The 14,612-nt window shown below is 50.4% G+C and carries 19 protein-coding genes; 12 read left to right on the top strand and 7 right to left on the bottom strand.

The genetic code is table 11. The annotated features are described in order from the left end of the window. Positions 1-20: 20 nt before the first annotated feature. The 4 genes from coxB to ACPXXB_RS01305 form a co-directional block, all read right to left on the bottom strand. Entirely contained in the window at positions 21-1,145 is a 1,125-nt protein-coding gene (gene coxB, locus ACPXXB_RS01320; protein ID WP_423910854.1) for a cytochrome c oxidase subunit II, read from the bottom strand. 332 nt (positions 1,146-1,477) lie between these two features. Further along, positions 1,478-1,717 (bottom strand): DUF2970 domain-containing protein, encoded by a 240-nt coding sequence (locus ACPXXB_RS01315; protein ID WP_423908513.1) that lies wholly within the window; start codon positions 1,715-1,717, stop codon positions 1,478-1,480. Positions 1,718-1,734: 17 nt separating this feature from the next. Then, positions 1,735-2,637 (bottom strand): heme o synthase, encoded by a 903-nt coding sequence (gene cyoE / locus ACPXXB_RS01310; RefSeq protein WP_423908511.1) that lies wholly within the window; start codon positions 2,635-2,637, stop codon positions 1,735-1,737. Between the two features lie 29 nt (positions 2,638-2,666). Next, positions 2,667-3,158 carry a DUF2244 domain-containing protein gene (locus ACPXXB_RS01305; RefSeq protein ID WP_423908510.1) on the bottom strand — a complete coding sequence of 164 codons (492 nt, stop codon included), beginning with the start codon at positions 3,156-3,158 and terminating at the stop codon, positions 2,667-2,669. Positions 3,159-3,496: 338 nt separating this feature from the next. On the opposite strand from ACPXXB_RS01305, the gene ACPXXB_RS01300 reads away from it, so the two are divergent. From ACPXXB_RS01300 to msrA, 3 genes are all read left to right on the top strand, one after another. Beyond that, entirely contained in the window at positions 3,497-3,739 is a 243-nt protein-coding gene (locus ACPXXB_RS01300) for a hypothetical protein (protein ID WP_423908508.1), read from the top strand. A gap of 306 nt (positions 3,740-4,045) precedes the next feature. Then, positions 4,046-4,540, top strand: coding sequence for a urate hydroxylase PuuD (locus ACPXXB_RS01295; protein WP_423908506.1), 495 nt, complete (start codon positions 4,046-4,048; stop codon positions 4,538-4,540). Positions 4,541-4,570: 30 nt separating this feature from the next. After that, positions 4,571-5,203 (top strand): peptide-methionine (S)-S-oxide reductase MsrA, encoded by a 633-nt coding sequence (gene msrA, locus ACPXXB_RS01290; protein WP_423908504.1) that lies wholly within the window; start codon positions 4,571-4,573, stop codon positions 5,201-5,203. A gap of 52 nt (positions 5,204-5,255) precedes the next feature. On the opposite strand, the gene ACPXXB_RS01285 is transcribed toward msrA, so the two are convergent. After that, complete coding sequence (locus tag ACPXXB_RS01285) at positions 5,256-5,609, bottom strand: DUF1820 family protein (RefSeq protein ID WP_423908502.1); 354 nt, start codon at positions 5,607-5,609, stop codon at positions 5,256-5,258. Between the two features lie 13 nt (positions 5,610-5,622). Here ACPXXB_RS01285 and dacB point away from each other — a divergent pair, with 13 nt between their 5' ends. Further along, on the top strand, positions 5,623-7,173 hold the full coding sequence (gene dacB, locus ACPXXB_RS01280; RefSeq protein WP_423908501.1) for a D-alanyl-D-alanine carboxypeptidase/D-alanyl-D-alanine endopeptidase: 1,551 nt from the start codon (positions 5,623-5,625) through the stop codon (positions 7,171-7,173). A gap of 179 nt (positions 7,174-7,352) precedes the next feature. Here the strand turns inward: dacB and ACPXXB_RS01275 are convergent, their stop codons facing one another. Further along, positions 7,353-8,237 (bottom strand): alpha/beta fold hydrolase, encoded by an 885-nt coding sequence (locus tag ACPXXB_RS01275; protein ID WP_423908499.1) that lies wholly within the window; start codon positions 8,235-8,237, stop codon positions 7,353-7,355. Between the two features lie 195 nt (positions 8,238-8,432). Between ACPXXB_RS01275 and gltA the strand changes: the two genes are divergently transcribed. Continuing rightward, positions 8,433-9,806 carry a citrate synthase gene (gltA, locus tag ACPXXB_RS01270; RefSeq protein WP_423908498.1) on the top strand — a complete coding sequence of 458 codons (1,374 nt, stop codon included), beginning with the start codon at positions 8,433-8,435 and terminating at the stop codon, positions 9,804-9,806. A 79-nt stretch (positions 9,807-9,885) separates the two neighbouring features. Here gltA and ACPXXB_RS01265 read toward each other — a convergent pair whose 3' ends face one another. Beyond that, positions 9,886-10,521, bottom strand: coding sequence for a LysE family translocator (locus ACPXXB_RS01265; RefSeq protein ID WP_423908496.1), 636 nt, complete (start codon positions 10,519-10,521; stop codon positions 9,886-9,888). A 285-nt stretch (positions 10,522-10,806) separates the two neighbouring features. Between ACPXXB_RS01265 and ACPXXB_RS01260 the strand changes: the two genes are divergently transcribed. The 7 genes from ACPXXB_RS01260 to ACPXXB_RS01230 all read left to right on the top strand — a co-directional run bounded on the left by ACPXXB_RS01260 (position 10,807) and on the right by ACPXXB_RS01230 (position 14,594). Continuing rightward, the gene (locus ACPXXB_RS01260; RefSeq protein WP_423908494.1) at positions 10,807-10,914 is read left to right on the top strand and encodes a YcgL domain-containing protein; all 108 of its coding nucleotides are present in this window, start codon (positions 10,807-10,809) and stop codon (positions 10,912-10,914) included. Positions 10,915-10,937: 23 nt separating this feature from the next. Further along, complete coding sequence (locus ACPXXB_RS01255; protein WP_423910851.1) at positions 10,938-11,081, top strand: hypothetical protein; 144 nt, start codon at positions 10,938-10,940, stop codon at positions 11,079-11,081. Further along, positions 11,078-11,482, top strand: coding sequence for a hypothetical protein (locus tag ACPXXB_RS01250; RefSeq protein ID WP_423908492.1), 405 nt, complete (start codon positions 11,078-11,080; stop codon positions 11,480-11,482). The genes ACPXXB_RS01255 and ACPXXB_RS01250 overlap by 4 nt, the downstream gene beginning before the upstream one ends. Beyond that, positions 11,479-12,096: a rhomboid family intramembrane serine protease gene (locus ACPXXB_RS01245; protein ID WP_423908490.1), complete on the top strand. Its 618-nt coding sequence runs from the start codon at positions 11,479-11,481 to the stop codon at positions 12,094-12,096. Before ACPXXB_RS01250 ends, ACPXXB_RS01245 begins: the two co-directional genes overlap by 4 nt. Before the next feature lie 458 nt (positions 12,097-12,554). Continuing rightward, positions 12,555-12,905, top strand: coding sequence for a hypothetical protein (locus ACPXXB_RS01240; protein ID WP_423908488.1), 351 nt, complete (start codon positions 12,555-12,557; stop codon positions 12,903-12,905). A 42-nt stretch (positions 12,906-12,947) separates the two neighbouring features. Further along, positions 12,948-13,226, top strand: a complete 279-nt coding sequence (locus ACPXXB_RS01235; RefSeq protein WP_423908487.1) for an IS30 family transposase — start codon at positions 12,948-12,950, stop codon at positions 13,224-13,226. A 228-nt stretch (positions 13,227-13,454) separates the two neighbouring features. Next, positions 13,455-14,594, top strand: a complete 1,140-nt coding sequence (locus ACPXXB_RS01230) for an ABC transporter substrate-binding protein (protein WP_423908485.1) — start codon at positions 13,455-13,457, stop codon at positions 14,592-14,594. Positions 14,595-14,612 lie beyond the last annotated feature (18 nt).

Raw genomic sequence — 14,612 nt, 5'->3', positions numbered from 1 at the left:
ATGCGTTTCTCTTGGTAGCATCAGCGCGCCGCCTTGATGGTGGCCGGTTGAATCACATCGCCGGTATCGTTGCCCCAGGCATTTCTCTCGTAGGTGATGACCGCGGCAATATCAACATCGCCGAGTTGGGCGGCGAAGGCTTGCATGGCGGTGCCGGGCGTGCCGTTCATGACAATGCCGATGTGGGATTCAATATCTTCGAGCACCATCTGGTTGCCTGCCAGTGCCGGGAATACCCCAGTAATGCCTTCGCCGTTGGCTTGGTGGCAGGCGGCGCAGGTGGTGTCATAAACCTGTTTGCCTTTTTCCATAAGTTCGGCCCTAGTCCATTCGCGATCCGCCGAATTTGCGGCTTCCTCGGCGGCGACAAGTTCCTGAGCAACCCATTGGTTATAGTCGGCCTCTGTCTTCGCTTCCACCACAATCGGCATGAAACCATGGTCGCGACCACAAAGCTCGGCGCATTGCCCGCGATAAATCCCGACTTTATCGGCATCGATATTGGTCCACATTTCATTGATGAAACCCGGCACGGCATCTTTCTTAATCGCCAGAGCCGGCAGCCACCATGCATGAAGCACGTCATTTGAAGTCAGCAAAAACCGAACCTTCTTGCCGACCGGCAGCACCATGGGCTTATCCACCTCCAGCAAATAATTGTCCACCGTATGTGGGTCAATGCCGGAATCCAGCACCGCGGCCTCTCTGCTATCGCTGTGCAAGCTGCTGATAAACCGAATCCCCTCATTAAGATATTCGTATTCCCATTTCCATTGGTGGCCGGTAATCTTGATGGTGATGTCCGCATCGGAGGAGTCTTCCATCACAATCAGGGTTTTTGCCGCGGGAATTGCCATGGCCACCAAAATAACAAACGGAACCACGGTCCAAAGCATTTCGGCGGTGATGCTTTCGTGGAAAGTCGCCGCGCTAACGCCTTTGGATTTTCGGTGCTTGACGATGCTGATTGCCATAGCGCCAAACACCAAAACGCCAATAGCCACACAGATCCATAACACCATCATATGCATGTCGTAAACTCGACGGCTGATTTCCGTTACCCCCTGAGTTAAATTAAGTTGCCAATCGGCCGCCGCCGTGAAACTAAGCGCCCACAGCGACATGCCCAACATAACTTTTGCCATGGTTTTCGCCGTTCTTTTGAGTGCGCGTTCGGGCATTCGTTGAATTTTGTTCATTAAATTTTTATGAATCCTCGTCAACAATAATAATATACAATAAAATCATAAGGGGTTGCACTATTTAAGATTGCCCTATTTAAATTAATCAAACCGCACATGACCCATCGACCTCAAAAAGGCGGCATGGTGGCCAAATCGGGCATGGGTTACAAACACCGCTGCCGTCAACTATTTACCCGCTGTGCGTTGGCGATTATAACTTCAAAGCCTGGATTTAGGGTATTTGTGTTCAAGTTTTAATGCCACTCATTTTGTGGTCATACCCGTCTTATGTTTTAAGCCGCAGTCGCAATTAAGTATTTCACGCCAAGCCACAACGCCACCACAAAGACCACCATAAAAATAATCCCCGCGGCGAAAAAATGCCGGAATTTTCCGCTCTCGAAATCGCGTTTTCGATTGGCATTATTTTGTATGCCGATAAAAGAGGAAAAGACACTCTGGAGAATGGTGAAAAACGTGACCGCCGGTTTTTTTGAGTTTGGATCTTCGGGAGGTTGATTGCGGGCGCTCATATTGTGAACGTCATTGCCTATAAAAAATTGCGAATGATAATTCGCGCATAATGATCCAATAGCAGGAATGCGAACAACGCACTGAGGTAAAAAATTGAGTAGCCGAACGTTTTCATGGCGTATTGATCGCCGTCGGTACGATATAGCTTGACCGAATAAAACACAAATCCCGCACCCAGAGCCAACGCGCCAGCCAGATAAATCGTGCCGCTCATCAACACCAGAAATGGCATCAGGGTAACGACCACCAGCAAAATGGTGTAGAGCAGGATATGCAGTTTGGTGAAGGCAATGCCGTGGGTTACCGGCAGCATCGGCACGCCGACTTTAGCGTAATCGTCCACCCGCTTGATCGCTAACGCCCAAAAGTGCGGCGGTGTCCAGATAAAAATTATCAAGAACAATAACAGTGCTTCACTGTGAAGTTCGCCGGTCACCGCGGTCCAGCCTAATACCGGCGGCGCGGCGCCTGCCGCACCACCCAAGACGATGTTTTGCGGCGTGCTGTGCTTGAGGAACATGGAATAGATAACCGCATAGCCCACCATAGAGGCGAATGTTAATACAGCGGTCAGTACATTGATGAAACTGAGCAGCACTGCCATAGACAACGCTGCCAACGACAATGAAAAAATAACCGCTTGTTTGCCAGTGATACTGCCGGCCGGCAGCGGTCGGTTATGGGTACGCTCCATGCGCGCGTCAATTTCTTCATCCACCCAATGATTCAGCGCCGCGCCCGCGGACGCGGCCAATCCGATGCCGATCAATCCCCAAAACCAGGCGTTAAACGGAACCCATCCATCTGTGGATAAAACCATTCCAACCAGAGCCGTGAATAAAATCAGCAATACCACTTTGGGTTTGCACAGCACCAAGTACGCCTGCCAGTGGGTTCTTTGTTGAATCGCTTCACTCATGTTGATTTACGCTGGTTGATTTGCGCCGGTTAATTTACGCTGGACCGCCGGCCCTTATCAATGCCATCGAAGCGCAGGACTTGATTGCCAATCGCCTGAGCCAGCGTTATTCGTTCCCGGTCAGTCAAACATCGGCCAATCTCGACCCATTTGCCGGCACTGCCGATCAGTAACTTGTGCGGATACCAACGATGTTTGGGTGATTGTAAGTTCACTTGAATCCAATGCAATGGAAACTGCCAACTGGCATTGTTGTTTTTCTGGATATGCTGAATTTCCACCTTCTCGCCATCGACCCGTATTTTTTCGATATACGCCGACTGGCGCACCACCATCTGCAAAATCAAACCAACCGCCAATACATCTATCAGCGCGAAGGGCAGAATCATCCAGTATCCCAGTAAAGCAAATCTGATGGCAATGCTCAGGCAGACCACCACCAATAGCGCAAAAACCTTAAGCCATGACCGGGGATGGCAGGCGCTATTCGGGCGAATCTCAAACTCGGCGGGGGCGGGCATAGGCTATGGAATATTAGTTATGGCGCATGGGTTATGAAACGTGTCAGTTGGTTTTTCGATGCCATTTCAGGATCGTTGGAATATGTTCCTCGTTGCACTCGCCGACACCTTTTGCGAGAATACGCTTGCGAATCGATTCTATCAAAATTATCCCGCGAAGGCTTACACCTGTGGTGGCTCGCAGTCTGGCCGATGGAGTGATTTTGTTACTCGATTTCCCGTCGTCATTTCTGCGCAAGCCGCACCATTAAAACCGCAGTCTGCCGCTTAGCAACACGCCGTTTTCGGTCTCGCCGATGGCATCAACCTGCTGTTTGCCCTGCAGGGGTGAGTCAAGGATGAGACGAATAAAAATCGCTTCAGGCGATTTTTCCGGACAATATGTCGATTCATCTGATTCCCGAAGCGTCGTTGCGGTTCATACGCGGGGTCATATGGCGAATTTGACCAGCCCGAAAAACAATGCCGTCACGGTCAGCATGATACTCAGGTTCCACCTGATCATATCCGTCTTGAATCGCTTGCAATCTGTATTAATCGCCATTATTCTCGACACTCACAGACGGCACCCTTACCGTTAATTCAGGTTGCATTGACTTTCAACCCAATCTTCCGGAGCTTAAAATATGAACCCACTTAAAAGCATCACTGGCACTATTGTAACCGGCTTTGTCATCGCCATCATTATCGCCCTTATTTTGTAGCCGCCAATCGTCACGTGTATCACCGCTACAGATTACTTGAGACCTTTGCATAATTACCGGAAGTGCGGCTTTAGCCGCGCAAGATGATTGCCGATGGCGGGACTAAAGTCCCACTTCCGATAGTATTTTGAATTATGCAAAGGTCTCTACTTATTAAAATTATAGTTAGGAGGTTTAGTTATTATGAATACTTGGTCTTTGATTGTTTGGTTGCACGTACTTGCAGGTATCACCTGGATCGGTCTGCTGTATTATTTCAATTTCGTTCAGGTGCCGGCGGTAGCCGAAGCCGCTGGGGATTCGGAGGGCCCTGGCCCCGCTGCGATTTCCAAATATGTGGCGCCGCGGGCGCTTCTATGGTTCCGGTGGAGCGCATTGGCAACCTGGATTACCGGTGCGCTGGTGCTGGCCTACGTCGGCGGCTTCGTCACGCACTTTTTCGCCACCGACGGCATCACCGTAATCGGCCTCGGTGCTTGGCTCGGCACAATTATGCTGTTTAATGTTTGGGTGTTGATTTGGCCGAACCAGAAGAAAATTTTGGGCCTGGTTACGGCAAGCGCGGAAGAAATTACTAAAGCAAAATACATCGCATTAATGGCATCTCGAACGAACACCATGCTGTCCATCCCGATGATTATGTGTATGGTCGGCTATGGTCACGGCTTGCCGTTTTAACTCCTCGGCGAAGTTTATTGCTATCCAGTTATGCTTTCATTTTTAAGATCCGCAACACTGCCGCATCAATTCGAGTCGTTACCCGATAGAGAGGAGGTAATGCCGGTCACCAACAAGCATTATGTCAATGGCCATCCGATTTTGCGGCCATTCGACAGTCACCTGGAAACCGCCGTATTTGGTCTCGGTTGTTTTTGGGGCGCTGAGAAAAAATTCTGGGAGTTCGATGGCGTGTTCACCACTGCGACGGGGTATGCCGGCGGCGACACGAAAAACCCGAATTATGAAGATGTTTGCAGCGGTTTATCGGGTCATGCCGAAGTCGTGTTGGTGATTTTCGATCCGACCAAGGTATCCTATTCAACCTTGTTAAGCCTTTTCTGGGAGTCCCACAACCCTACTCAGGGTATGCGCCAGGGCAATGACCAAGGCAGCCAATATCGGTCGGTTATTTATACCTATGGGGATGAGCAGTTAAACCTGGCGATGGAATCCAAAATCACCTTTGAACAGAACTTAAAAAGCGCCGGTTATGGGGGTATCACCACTGAGATAATGCCGGCCGCGGAATTTTACTACGCCGAGGACTATCATCAACAGTATCTTGCAAAGAATCCTGGTGGATATTGCGGGCTGGGTGGGACCGGCGTTCGCTGCGCTTAGGGATTAATAGCGAGATCGGCCGCTGTTTCAGATCGGCGGTCTAGCCGCAGTTTCAGATTGGCGGTTGTAGCGGCGGCATGGGAAACGCAGCCACGTTGCTGCCGTCTTTGTCTGCCGAACTATCGATAATTTTATTGATGCCTTCCTTGTCAACTTCATCAATTCTGACCACTGAATGCAGCGGGATATAGGTTCGCTTGACCGAGCTGAATTCCTGTTTCAAGCGTTCTTCGGACGGGTCAACCACAAGCTTTGTTTTCTCGCCAAATATAATATCCGCAACCTCGATAAAAGCGTACATATTGCTTTGGGTAACTTGCCTGGCATATAGTTCATACAACTTCCCCTGATTGTGAAACTGAATTTTGTAAATGCCTTTCTTGTTGTTCATGGTCTTCTTGTTCATATGCTGACATAAAATGCGAATCACCGTTGATTATATCATTTCTTCAAAAACACTAATGGGTTCTTGCCGTAATTACGCTCATATCCTGGCGCTCCTGGTTAGCCTGGCTTGCCTGTTCCCCGATACACTCAGCGCGACCGCCAGGGATGGTGGAAGTGCAGATTTTGCCGGGAGCAAAAATCTGCCGCAACAGCTACCGGACAGCGTGGCTATTCTGTTAAAAAAATATGGCATCTCATTGAGCGCGGTTAGCCTGGATATTCAAGAAGCAGAGTCACAATCCACGCTGGTAAGTTTAAACAGCAATGCGCCAAGAAACCCGGCTTCGGTGATCAAATTGGTTACCACACTGTCAGCGCTTGAGATTCTTGGTCCAGACTACCAATGGCACACCCGGTATTGGGCTGACGGCACCATTACCGATGGCGTATTGACAGGCGATCTTGTGCTGCAAGGCGGCGGTGACCCGTTTCTTACGGTGGATAAATTTTTGCATCAAGTACTGTCCATACGGCAACGCGGGATTCACACCATCACCGGCAGCCTGGTGATTGACAATTCCTTGTTTGATGTCGCCGACCACGACCGCGCACAATTCGATGGCCAGCCGTCACGACTTTATAACGTCGAGCCGGACTCGGCGTTGGTTAATTTTTCAGCAACGCGATTTATTATTCAGCCCATGCAAACTAACGGGGGAACTCGCATAGCGGTTTTTGCCGATCCGCCGGTTGCGGATCTTGTGGTGGAAAATAATATAAAACCGCAGTCAGGAAAATGCCCTAATCGTAATAACGGTCGTAATCATGGTTGGTCCTATGAGTTACACAAAAAGGGCGACAAAGTCATCGCCAGATTCGACGGCAAGTATCGCAGCCGCTGCGGTCAACATTCGATCACCAGGTCGCTGTTTTCCAACCGCGAATACACTTATCGTTTATTCAAATACTTATGGAGCAATAGTGGTGGGACCTTTGACGGCGGTTATCGAATGGCGGTTACCCCCGACCATGCCATCGCGATCATCAGTTACCCTTCGGAACCCTTAGCGGACGTTATCACCAGCATCAACAAGTACAGCAACAACGTCATGGCCCGCCAATTAATGCTTAGCCTCGACGCACAAGGTCAAGATCGGCCAGCAACTATAGCAGGAGGGCATGCGGCAATAAAGAATTGGCTGTCGGAGAATGCAGGCATTATGCCCAGGTTGATCATCGACAATGGCGCCGGGCTTTCCAGAAAAACCCGCATCACCACGGCAAACCTGACTAATCTATTACAACATGGCTGGCGCAGCAATTACCGTGCCGAATTCCTGTCGTCATTTCCCCTGGCCGCCCTTGATGGCACCATGAAAAAAAGATTGCGCGGCAGTGCGTTGACGGGAAGAGCGCGAATAAAGACCGGGCTGATCAACAGCGTGCGCAGCATGGCCGGATTTGTGAACGCCAGTAACAATAAACATTACTCTGTGGCCATGATGATTGAATCAAAAAACGTAGGCTTTGGGAATGGCAATGTTATTCAGGACGCTGTTTTGGAGTGGATCTACAATCGTTAAGCCCTGGATTTCTGGCAACGCTCGATCAGAAGATCAGAACGTTCGGGCCAAAGAATCACAAAACAAATCCCGGCGCACTGGCAATTAACAGGGCAACTGCCCGGACCTGTCTATTTATCGAATCACCCTTAGATTAAATCACCCTTAGATTAAATCATCCTGGATTAAATCATCCTGTATTAAATCTCCCGTGCCACAAAGTTTTCAATCTCCAGCGCCACCAATTCCGGGTTGTCCATATGCACATGATGATATCCTTCGACGGTCGCGGTAGTTATGTTCTTGATCGCCGCTATTCTTTTTGCGGTTGATTTTTTTGCTATAATTTGACCTTTGTTGGCCATGACCAGCAGCGTCGGCGCTTCAATGCCGCTTAATAGGGCAAGAACTTTTTTCTGACTCAGGTAAATTGGAGAATGTTGCTTCAATCTTTTATCGCTGTGGACAACAAACCGGTCGCCCACCCAATTCGCGCCACGTCTCAGTAAACATTCCACGCTACTCTGATCAATTGCCCCTGTGCGCATGCGCGCGCTTTTTAATTCCTCCCAGGTGGCGTATCCGTATGAGTTACCCACGTTATCCGGCGGCGCTTGATCAAGAAATTTCATGGACTTGCGGAATTGAGTCAAACCATCGTCATCGTCTCCGGCGATAGGTCCGATGCCATCAATCAGCACCAGCCGATTTACTTTGTCGGGGAACGCCGCCGCGAACATCGCCGCCACCCCGGCGCCTAAGGAGTGCCCAACTAAATTACATTCCCCAGGATTAAATTCCTGGTCAAATTCCTGCGCCAATCCCCGCACGATGGCATGGATATCCGCAACATAGTCGGTGAAATGATAGATACACCCGGCCGGCCGATGAGCCGATTTGCCATGCCCTGGCATATCGATGCAAATCCAGCGAAATTTTTCAAGGCGCTGAGCCAGGGGAATAAAACTCGCGGCATTATCCCGCCAGCCGTGCAACGCGACCATCGGGACACCGTCTGCGGCTCCTAGATCCAGGGCAATGACCTGGCCGGTCAACCCCGATAATGCGATTTCTTTTTCAGTCATCTTTCGGTCATTTAATGGGGGTTTCTGGACCTTGCGTGATACCGGGGTTAAAACAAGTTTGTTATTCCAGCGGAATTCTATTATTGTATATGGACAAAAATAAGCGTTTTAAATATTAGCATTGAATTTTTCAATGCTGGGCATTTGATTCTGAAAAAGTGCGATTCTGAAAAATTGATTATGATGGAGACTTTAATGAGCGACAAGCAAAATCCAGCTGACCAGGCCAACACCACCGATTCATTCACCCTGACCGACAACAGCACCGGTGAATCCTGGCGATTACCTTCCCGGGTTGGGGCCATGGGCAACCGCTTGATTGATATCAAGGCATTATATGGCGAAACTGGCGTTTTAACCTATGATCCGGGTTTTACCTCGACGGCTTCATGTAAATCAAGCATTACCTTTATCAACGGCGTCGAGGGCGTGCTATTGCACAGAGGCTATTCCATCGATGAATTGGCCGCGAAAAGCGATTTTATGGAAACCTGCTACCTGCTGCTATACGGCGAACTCCCTACCCCGGAGCAAAAAGCGTCTTTTGACGCAGACATCAGAAATCATACCCTGATTCACGAACAGTTGGCGCGGTTTTATTCCGGCTTTATGCGCAGCGCCCATCCGATGGCGATCATGGTCGGCGTAGTCGGTGCGCTATCGGCGTTTTATCACGACAGCATCGATATAACCGATATTGAGCAACGGCGCCTGGCGGCGCATCGGCTGATCGCCAAAATGCCAACCATCGGCGCGTGCGCATTCAAGTATTCCCTGGGCTTGCCCTTTCCCACGCCGCGCAATGAATTGTCCTATTCGGAGAATGTATTGCAAATGATGTTCTCCAATCCGGCCGAGGACTACAAGCTCAATCCGGTGCTGGTCAAGGCGATCGACAAAATTCTGATTCTGCATGCCGACCACGAGCAAAACGCATCGACTTCCACGGTACGGCTGGCTGGCTCTTCCGGCGCGAATCCTTATGCCTGCATCGCCTCGGGGATTGCTTCGTTATGGGGCCCGGCGCATGGCGGCGCCAACGAAGCGGTGTTGAAAATGCTGGATGAAATCGGCTCGGCCGATCAAATCGATAAATATGTCAAAAAGGCGCAGGACAAAAACGACAAATTCCGGCTGATGGGCTTCGGGCATCGCGTTTATAAGAATTACGACCCGCGGGCAACCGTCATGCGCAACACTTGCCATGAAGTGCTCAAAGTTTTAGGGATTAATAATCCGCAACTTGAACTGGCCATGAAACTCGAGGAAATGGCGTTGAAGGATGCGTATTTCATCGACAAGAAACTGTATCCCAACGTGGATTTCTATTCGGGAATAATCCTGAAAGCCATGGGCTTTCCGACCTCGATGTTCACCGTAATGTTCGCCATTGGCAGAACCGTGGGCTGGATATCGCATTGGAAGGAAATGCTGGTGGACGATGAGCAAAAAATCGGTCGGCCGCGTCAGCTGTATATGGGGGAGACTAAACGACGCTATGTTCCAATCGATAAACGCGGCCACACCGAAAAGAAAACCAGCTGGTCGTGGTTGTGGAAAGGCAAATAGGCGGCATAGCGAATCACGCCCTGTTCCACGCAGAACGGAAGAAATCACGAAGATATTCTTACCAACTCAATCGCGTATTTTATCTTTGTATTATATTTTCATAAAACATGGCCACAGCAAACATCATTAAAATACATCCCGCGCTCCAGTCAATATATTTTTGCACTGTTGGGTTTTTAAGGTATTTATTTGCTGAAAATGCAGCCAGACACAGCGGTACTTGCCAAACAGTGTTTATTAGTATCAGCAAAGCGCCGAGAATCAGGAGTTGAGATTTCACATTTCCAAATTCCAAGATCACAAAGTTTGGCATAAGCGCGAGGTATATTAAGATAACTTTTGGATTCAAAATGTTGCATAGCATAGAATCACGGAATGCATTAAGCAGACTCTTATCAGAATCCTTTATCAAAACCCCTGCTTTTTTGCTTCCGCGCATGTTTTGAATCGCTAACCAAATCAGATACAAAGAACCTGCCAACGCAACCCCTTTGAACATCAATGGCGAGGAAGCAATCAGCGCGGAAAGTCCGAATATCGCCAATAGAGTATGGCAAACAAGCCCAACTTGAACGCCTGCTACTGTTGCCATGCCCAAAGATATGCCGCCTGCCGTGCTACGATGGAGAATCAGCATGGTATCGGGCCCAGGCGTAATCACCAGCATGAATGCCACTAAAGAAAAAGCCAGCAGTGTGGAAATTTCAAACAACATCATTTATATCAACTGTTCGATATACGGCCTGTTTGCATATTGTCGGTTTGTATATTGATGCCTATCGCAAAGCGGGAATTTTAGCAAGTTAGGATGCCATTGCATATCGAAGTGGCTAGGCGATCAATCATAGCGCCTCTTTCATTGGTATATTCCCAAAGTTTCTCAGAAAAGTTTCTCGGGGGCTAGCAATACATGCTTTTTTCTAACACTGAACGCAATTCCCTGCTTGAGCTACGCGCGCTCGGACCACGCAGCGCATCGGTTCTAAGGTAGAATCACGCCATGCACACTTGGATATACAAAGGCCGCCGTAAGGAAAATACCTACCTTTACATTACCGCCAAAGACAATTTTGAGCGTGTCCCCCACAAAATCACTTGGTCCTTTTAGGGTTGTTTGGCGAATTCGACTTCGTGCGGGATATAAAGCTCACTAAACAGCGTCGCCTGGCACAGGCCGAGGTCGATGAAGCGCTTCGTCAACTCGCAATCGGGGGCTATTATTTACTATTGCCGCCGGGAGATCATGAACCAGAAAGAATACCCGAAAGAATATGATCACAAAGATTTTATTCACGCTGACGGTGATCATCGTGGTTGCGTTGGTTTTTCGCCAGAGACGCAACCAGAGACACGGCGATAAAGCGCATCAATCGACCAGGAAAACCCCTGAGCAAAACAGCCGGCAACCCAGTCGCAAAACCAGTGAGCCAGGAGCATTGTCCACACGCACTGTGGCTTATTGTATTTTGGCGGCATTGATGGCTATATCCATCACCGTTTTTATCGTTAGCTATCAGTCCGATAACAAGATAATCAATATTCGGGTGATTGCCGAAGACAGCATGAGCACGCTCTATCAAGCCAAACAAAAGTCCATCAAAGGCAGGCATTTCGTTACCCTGGATGGCAGACAGGTTACGTTGGGCGGAAGTGATCGTATCGAGATGGCGCCGTGATTCCCGGCATGATTCCCAAGCATCCGCCGCTTACTATCGCTATGGTAACGATATCCGTTATGGTTTATTTGTTGATGAACGTGATTAACCAGCACACTATCGCTACGCCGTTGCTCATTTCCGAATCCATCAAACCGACGCTGCCTGAAATCTTCGGCGGCCAATACTGGCGTTTGGTTACCCCTGTGTTTTTGCACTCCGGTATTTTTCACATCGTTTTTAACATGCTGTGGACCTGGGAACTCGGCCGACTGATTGAATGGCGCCAGGGAATGGGGGTATTGGGTGCGCTGACATTGGCGGTCAGCGTGGTCTCCAATTTGGCGCAGTATTTTGTGTCGGGGCCCTTTTTTGGTGGCATGTCCGGGGTTATTTACGGTTATTTTGGATATGTCTGGATACAAAGCCTGACCAACCCGGGGTTCGGAATACGTCTAAACCCGGTGATCGTTAAATTGATGTTGGGCTTGTTTTTAATTTGCTGGTCGGGAATACTCGAAAAACTATTCGGGCTGGTTGTGGCCAATACCGCCCATACCGCAGGTCTGCTGAGCGGAATAGCAATCGCGTTAATCGTATCCGGTGTGGTGCGGGTAACCGCAAAATTGCATTGAGCAGGAAAATTGTGTTGGATATCCTGCCCTGCAGTTAGTTCATACACCTAACACTTCCCCTGGAAATAGACCTGCACCGTTGGAACGCTGATTGTCCCTTTGTCAACAGGGTTCAATACATGGAATAATTTGACGAGCAAAAATAAGGGGAGGCGTTAATTGCATAAGCTCAGAAACATATGGCACACCTCCACCCATGAGGTGAGACCTTGCAAATCCAGCATATAGGCCACCGTATCAGGGGTTTTACCGCGTTGCCGGGCTCGGGCATCGTTCGGAGATGAACGACCCTGCCCAATCCCGAATCAACGCCCTTCGCTTTCAGCAAGCCTACGCCGCCGCCTGTGATGCATTCAAGGTCAGTCGCAGAACCTTGCGCCGCTGGCGCTAGACCCGCAAACGAACCCCCATACCCCGGCGTAGCCCCCCCCCCTCAAGAGCGCTCAAACGCCGCCGCCATGCGACTTGGCCGCCCGAACTGGCGGGCCAGGTGCGGCACTTGCGCGGGGTCTATCCGAACCTCGGCAAGCTGCCCCTGTCGGCGCTCATCAGGCGGTGGAAGAGCGGGGGATGACACCGCCGGGCATCTCCGCCATCGGCCGCATCATCCAAAGCCGCCCCCGATAAAATGCGCTGCGCCCTACTACGCCTTGACACCCGCGGACGGCGCAAACCGCTACGCCAAACCCGCAAAACACGCCGCCCCGCTGGATCTGTTCGCCTGCGGCACCGTGGAGCGGCTGCGCGACGGCATCCGTCGCTATGTGTTCACCTTTATTGACCCATGCTCGCGCTTTGCCTTTGCCTGAGCAGCTGCTGCCCAATGGAACAGCGCGTGTGGTAGGCGGTCGTTGGTCGGAAATCCTGCCCCCATCAAACATCAGGTTCTCACGTTGACCTCGGACTATGGCAGCGAATTCACCGATCATGAGGCGGTTGCCGGTGTCCTGAAAAGCGATTTTCACTTCGCCCATCCCTGTGCACCTTGGCAGCGCGGCGCCAATGAGAATACCAATGGACTGATACGGCAGCGCTTTCCCAAGACTAATGATCTTGCGACCATCAAGACCTCGCAACTGGCGCGGGTGGTGCGCAACTCAACAACCGACCACGCAAATGTCTTGGACTGAAAACGCCAAATCAAGCGCTATTCGGCATACCACCCTCTGTTGCACTTCAGGGTTGAATCCACAGACCTATACATTAAATTACCATCTTTAACGATTTTCGTTTATAATCCATGATATGGAGGAGGGCGCATTCGCGTGCGCTACCCCTCTCAATTCATAAATCAATTCATAGGAGTCAAATAAAATGCAAAATATCAAAAACTGACGTTCGCTTTTGGCATAGCCTCAATGTTGTCCCTAGGGCTTGCGCCTGTCGCCAACGCCAATGAAACGCTCAAAATCGGTTTTGTCGGCATCACCAGCGGCGCGAAGGCCGCATGGGGCATTTCCAATGTCCGCTGCATGCAAACGCGCGCCAAGTGGGTGAACGATGAAGGCGGCATCAAAATCGGCGGCACCACTTACGATATCGAAATCGTGACCTGGGATACCCAGGACAACACCACCCGCGCTCGCGAGGGCATGGAAAAAATGGTGCAAGAGGGCATTCATTATGTCATCGGCCCGAACACCGACCCCACCGCCGCGGCGGTGCGCCCGGTGGCGGAAAGAGACGGCGTGATGTATTTTCCCTACGCTTTTCCCAAGGAGTTGTATTCCAAGCCGGCTTCCAACGCCATTTTGGGGATGATCGCCAACTACCAATCCGGGCCGGCGATCTACAAATACCTGAAAGAAAACAAAGGCATCAAATCCATCGCTTTTTTGGCGGCAAATGAATCGGACGCGCTGAGCCAGCGCGAAGGCGGTGTGCAAGCCGCCCAAGCACTTGATTTGAAAGTGCTGGCGCAGGACGCTTATCAAAGCGACACCCGAGACTTCGCGCCAGCGGTCACCCAGATCGTCAAACTCAAGCCTGATTTGCTGGTTCTCTCCGGCGTCGCCGGCGGCACCGCGCCGCTGATCATCCGCGCCGCCAGGGAGCTGGGCTACACCGGGCTGATGTCCTCTGAAACCGCACAGGATGCCACGCAGCTGAAAGAAGGCGCTGGCGATCTAGCGAATGGCTTTATTTCAGTCGGCGGCGCGTCCACGCCGGAGATTCGCTCCGAAAGGATGGAGGAATTCATCCGCCGCTACACCCAGGATCACGGGCAGTATGACGACGAGTCCAACACCAAGGTGTATGCCATGGAATATATTTTGGAAACGCTCAAAGCCAATCCGAAAGCCATTGATGACGTGACAGAGTTCCAAAAAACGATGGACACGCTTTCCGTGCCGAATCCGTATATGAAAGGCAACGAAAAATTGGTGTATGTCGGTTCCACGTCTTTCGGGCAGAAACGGCAGGTTGGCATCCCGATGGTGGTGAACGAATATCGCGATGGCGAATTCCAAACCCTGTTTGTGACTAACGTCGATTAGTCCTCGACGCACAGGAAA

Source organism: Candidatus Spongiihabitans sp. (genome assembly GCF_965237845.1).
Classification (GTDB): Bacteria; Pseudomonadota; Gammaproteobacteria; order Arenicellales; family Poriferihabitantaceae; genus Spongiihabitans.
This window is presented reverse-complemented; position numbering and strand designations above follow the sequence as displayed.

Excerpts from the sequence above, each read along its gene's own strand:
- ACPXXB_RS01285 (WP_423908502.1), bottom strand. The coding sequence starts at position 5,609 with ATGAACAAGAAGACCATGAACAACAAGAAAGGCATTTACAAAATTCAG.
- ACPXXB_RS01305 (WP_423908510.1), bottom strand. The coding sequence starts at position 3,158 with ATGCCCGCCCCCGCCGAGTTTGAGATTCGCCCGAATAGCGCCTGCCAT.
- ACPXXB_RS01250 (WP_423908492.1), top strand. The coding sequence starts at position 11,078 with ATGATCACAAAGATTTTATTCACGCTGACGGTGATCATCGTGGTTGCG.
- ACPXXB_RS01240 (WP_423908488.1), top strand. The coding sequence starts at position 12,555 with ATGCGACTTGGCCGCCCGAACTGGCGGGCCAGGTGCGGCACTTGCGCG.
- ACPXXB_RS01295 (WP_423908506.1), top strand. The coding sequence starts at position 4,046 with ATGAATACTTGGTCTTTGATTGTTTGGTTGCACGTACTTGCAGGTATC.
- ACPXXB_RS01230 (WP_423908485.1), top strand. The coding sequence starts at position 13,455 with ATGTTGTCCCTAGGGCTTGCGCCTGTCGCCAACGCCAATGAAACGCTC.
- msrA (WP_423908504.1), top strand. The coding sequence starts at position 4,571 with ATGCTTTCATTTTTAAGATCCGCAACACTGCCGCATCAATTCGAGTCG.
- coxB (WP_423910854.1), bottom strand. The coding sequence starts at position 1,145 with ATGGCAAAAGTTATGTTGGGCATGTCGCTGTGGGCGCTTAGTTTCACG.
- ACPXXB_RS01300 (WP_423908508.1), top strand. The coding sequence starts at position 3,497 with ATGAGACGAATAAAAATCGCTTCAGGCGATTTTTCCGGACAATATGTC.
- cyoE (WP_423908511.1), bottom strand. The coding sequence starts at position 2,637 with ATGAGTGAAGCGATTCAACAAAGAACCCACTGGCAGGCGTACTTGGTG.
- ACPXXB_RS01260 (WP_423908494.1), top strand. The coding sequence starts at position 10,807 with ATGCACACTTGGATATACAAAGGCCGCCGTAAGGAAAATACCTACCTT.
- dacB (WP_423908501.1), top strand. The coding sequence starts at position 5,623 with ATGCGAATCACCGTTGATTATATCATTTCTTCAAAAACACTAATGGGT.
- ACPXXB_RS01275 (WP_423908499.1), bottom strand. The coding sequence starts at position 8,237 with ATGACTGAAAAAGAAATCGCATTATCGGGGTTGACCGGCCAGGTCATT.
- gltA (WP_423908498.1), top strand. The coding sequence starts at position 8,433 with ATGAGCGACAAGCAAAATCCAGCTGACCAGGCCAACACCACCGATTCA.
- ACPXXB_RS01265 (WP_423908496.1), bottom strand. The coding sequence starts at position 10,521 with ATGTTGTTTGAAATTTCCACACTGCTGGCTTTTTCTTTAGTGGCATTC.
- ACPXXB_RS01315 (WP_423908513.1), bottom strand. The coding sequence starts at position 1,717 with ATGAGCGCCCGCAATCAACCTCCCGAAGATCCAAACTCAAAAAAACCG.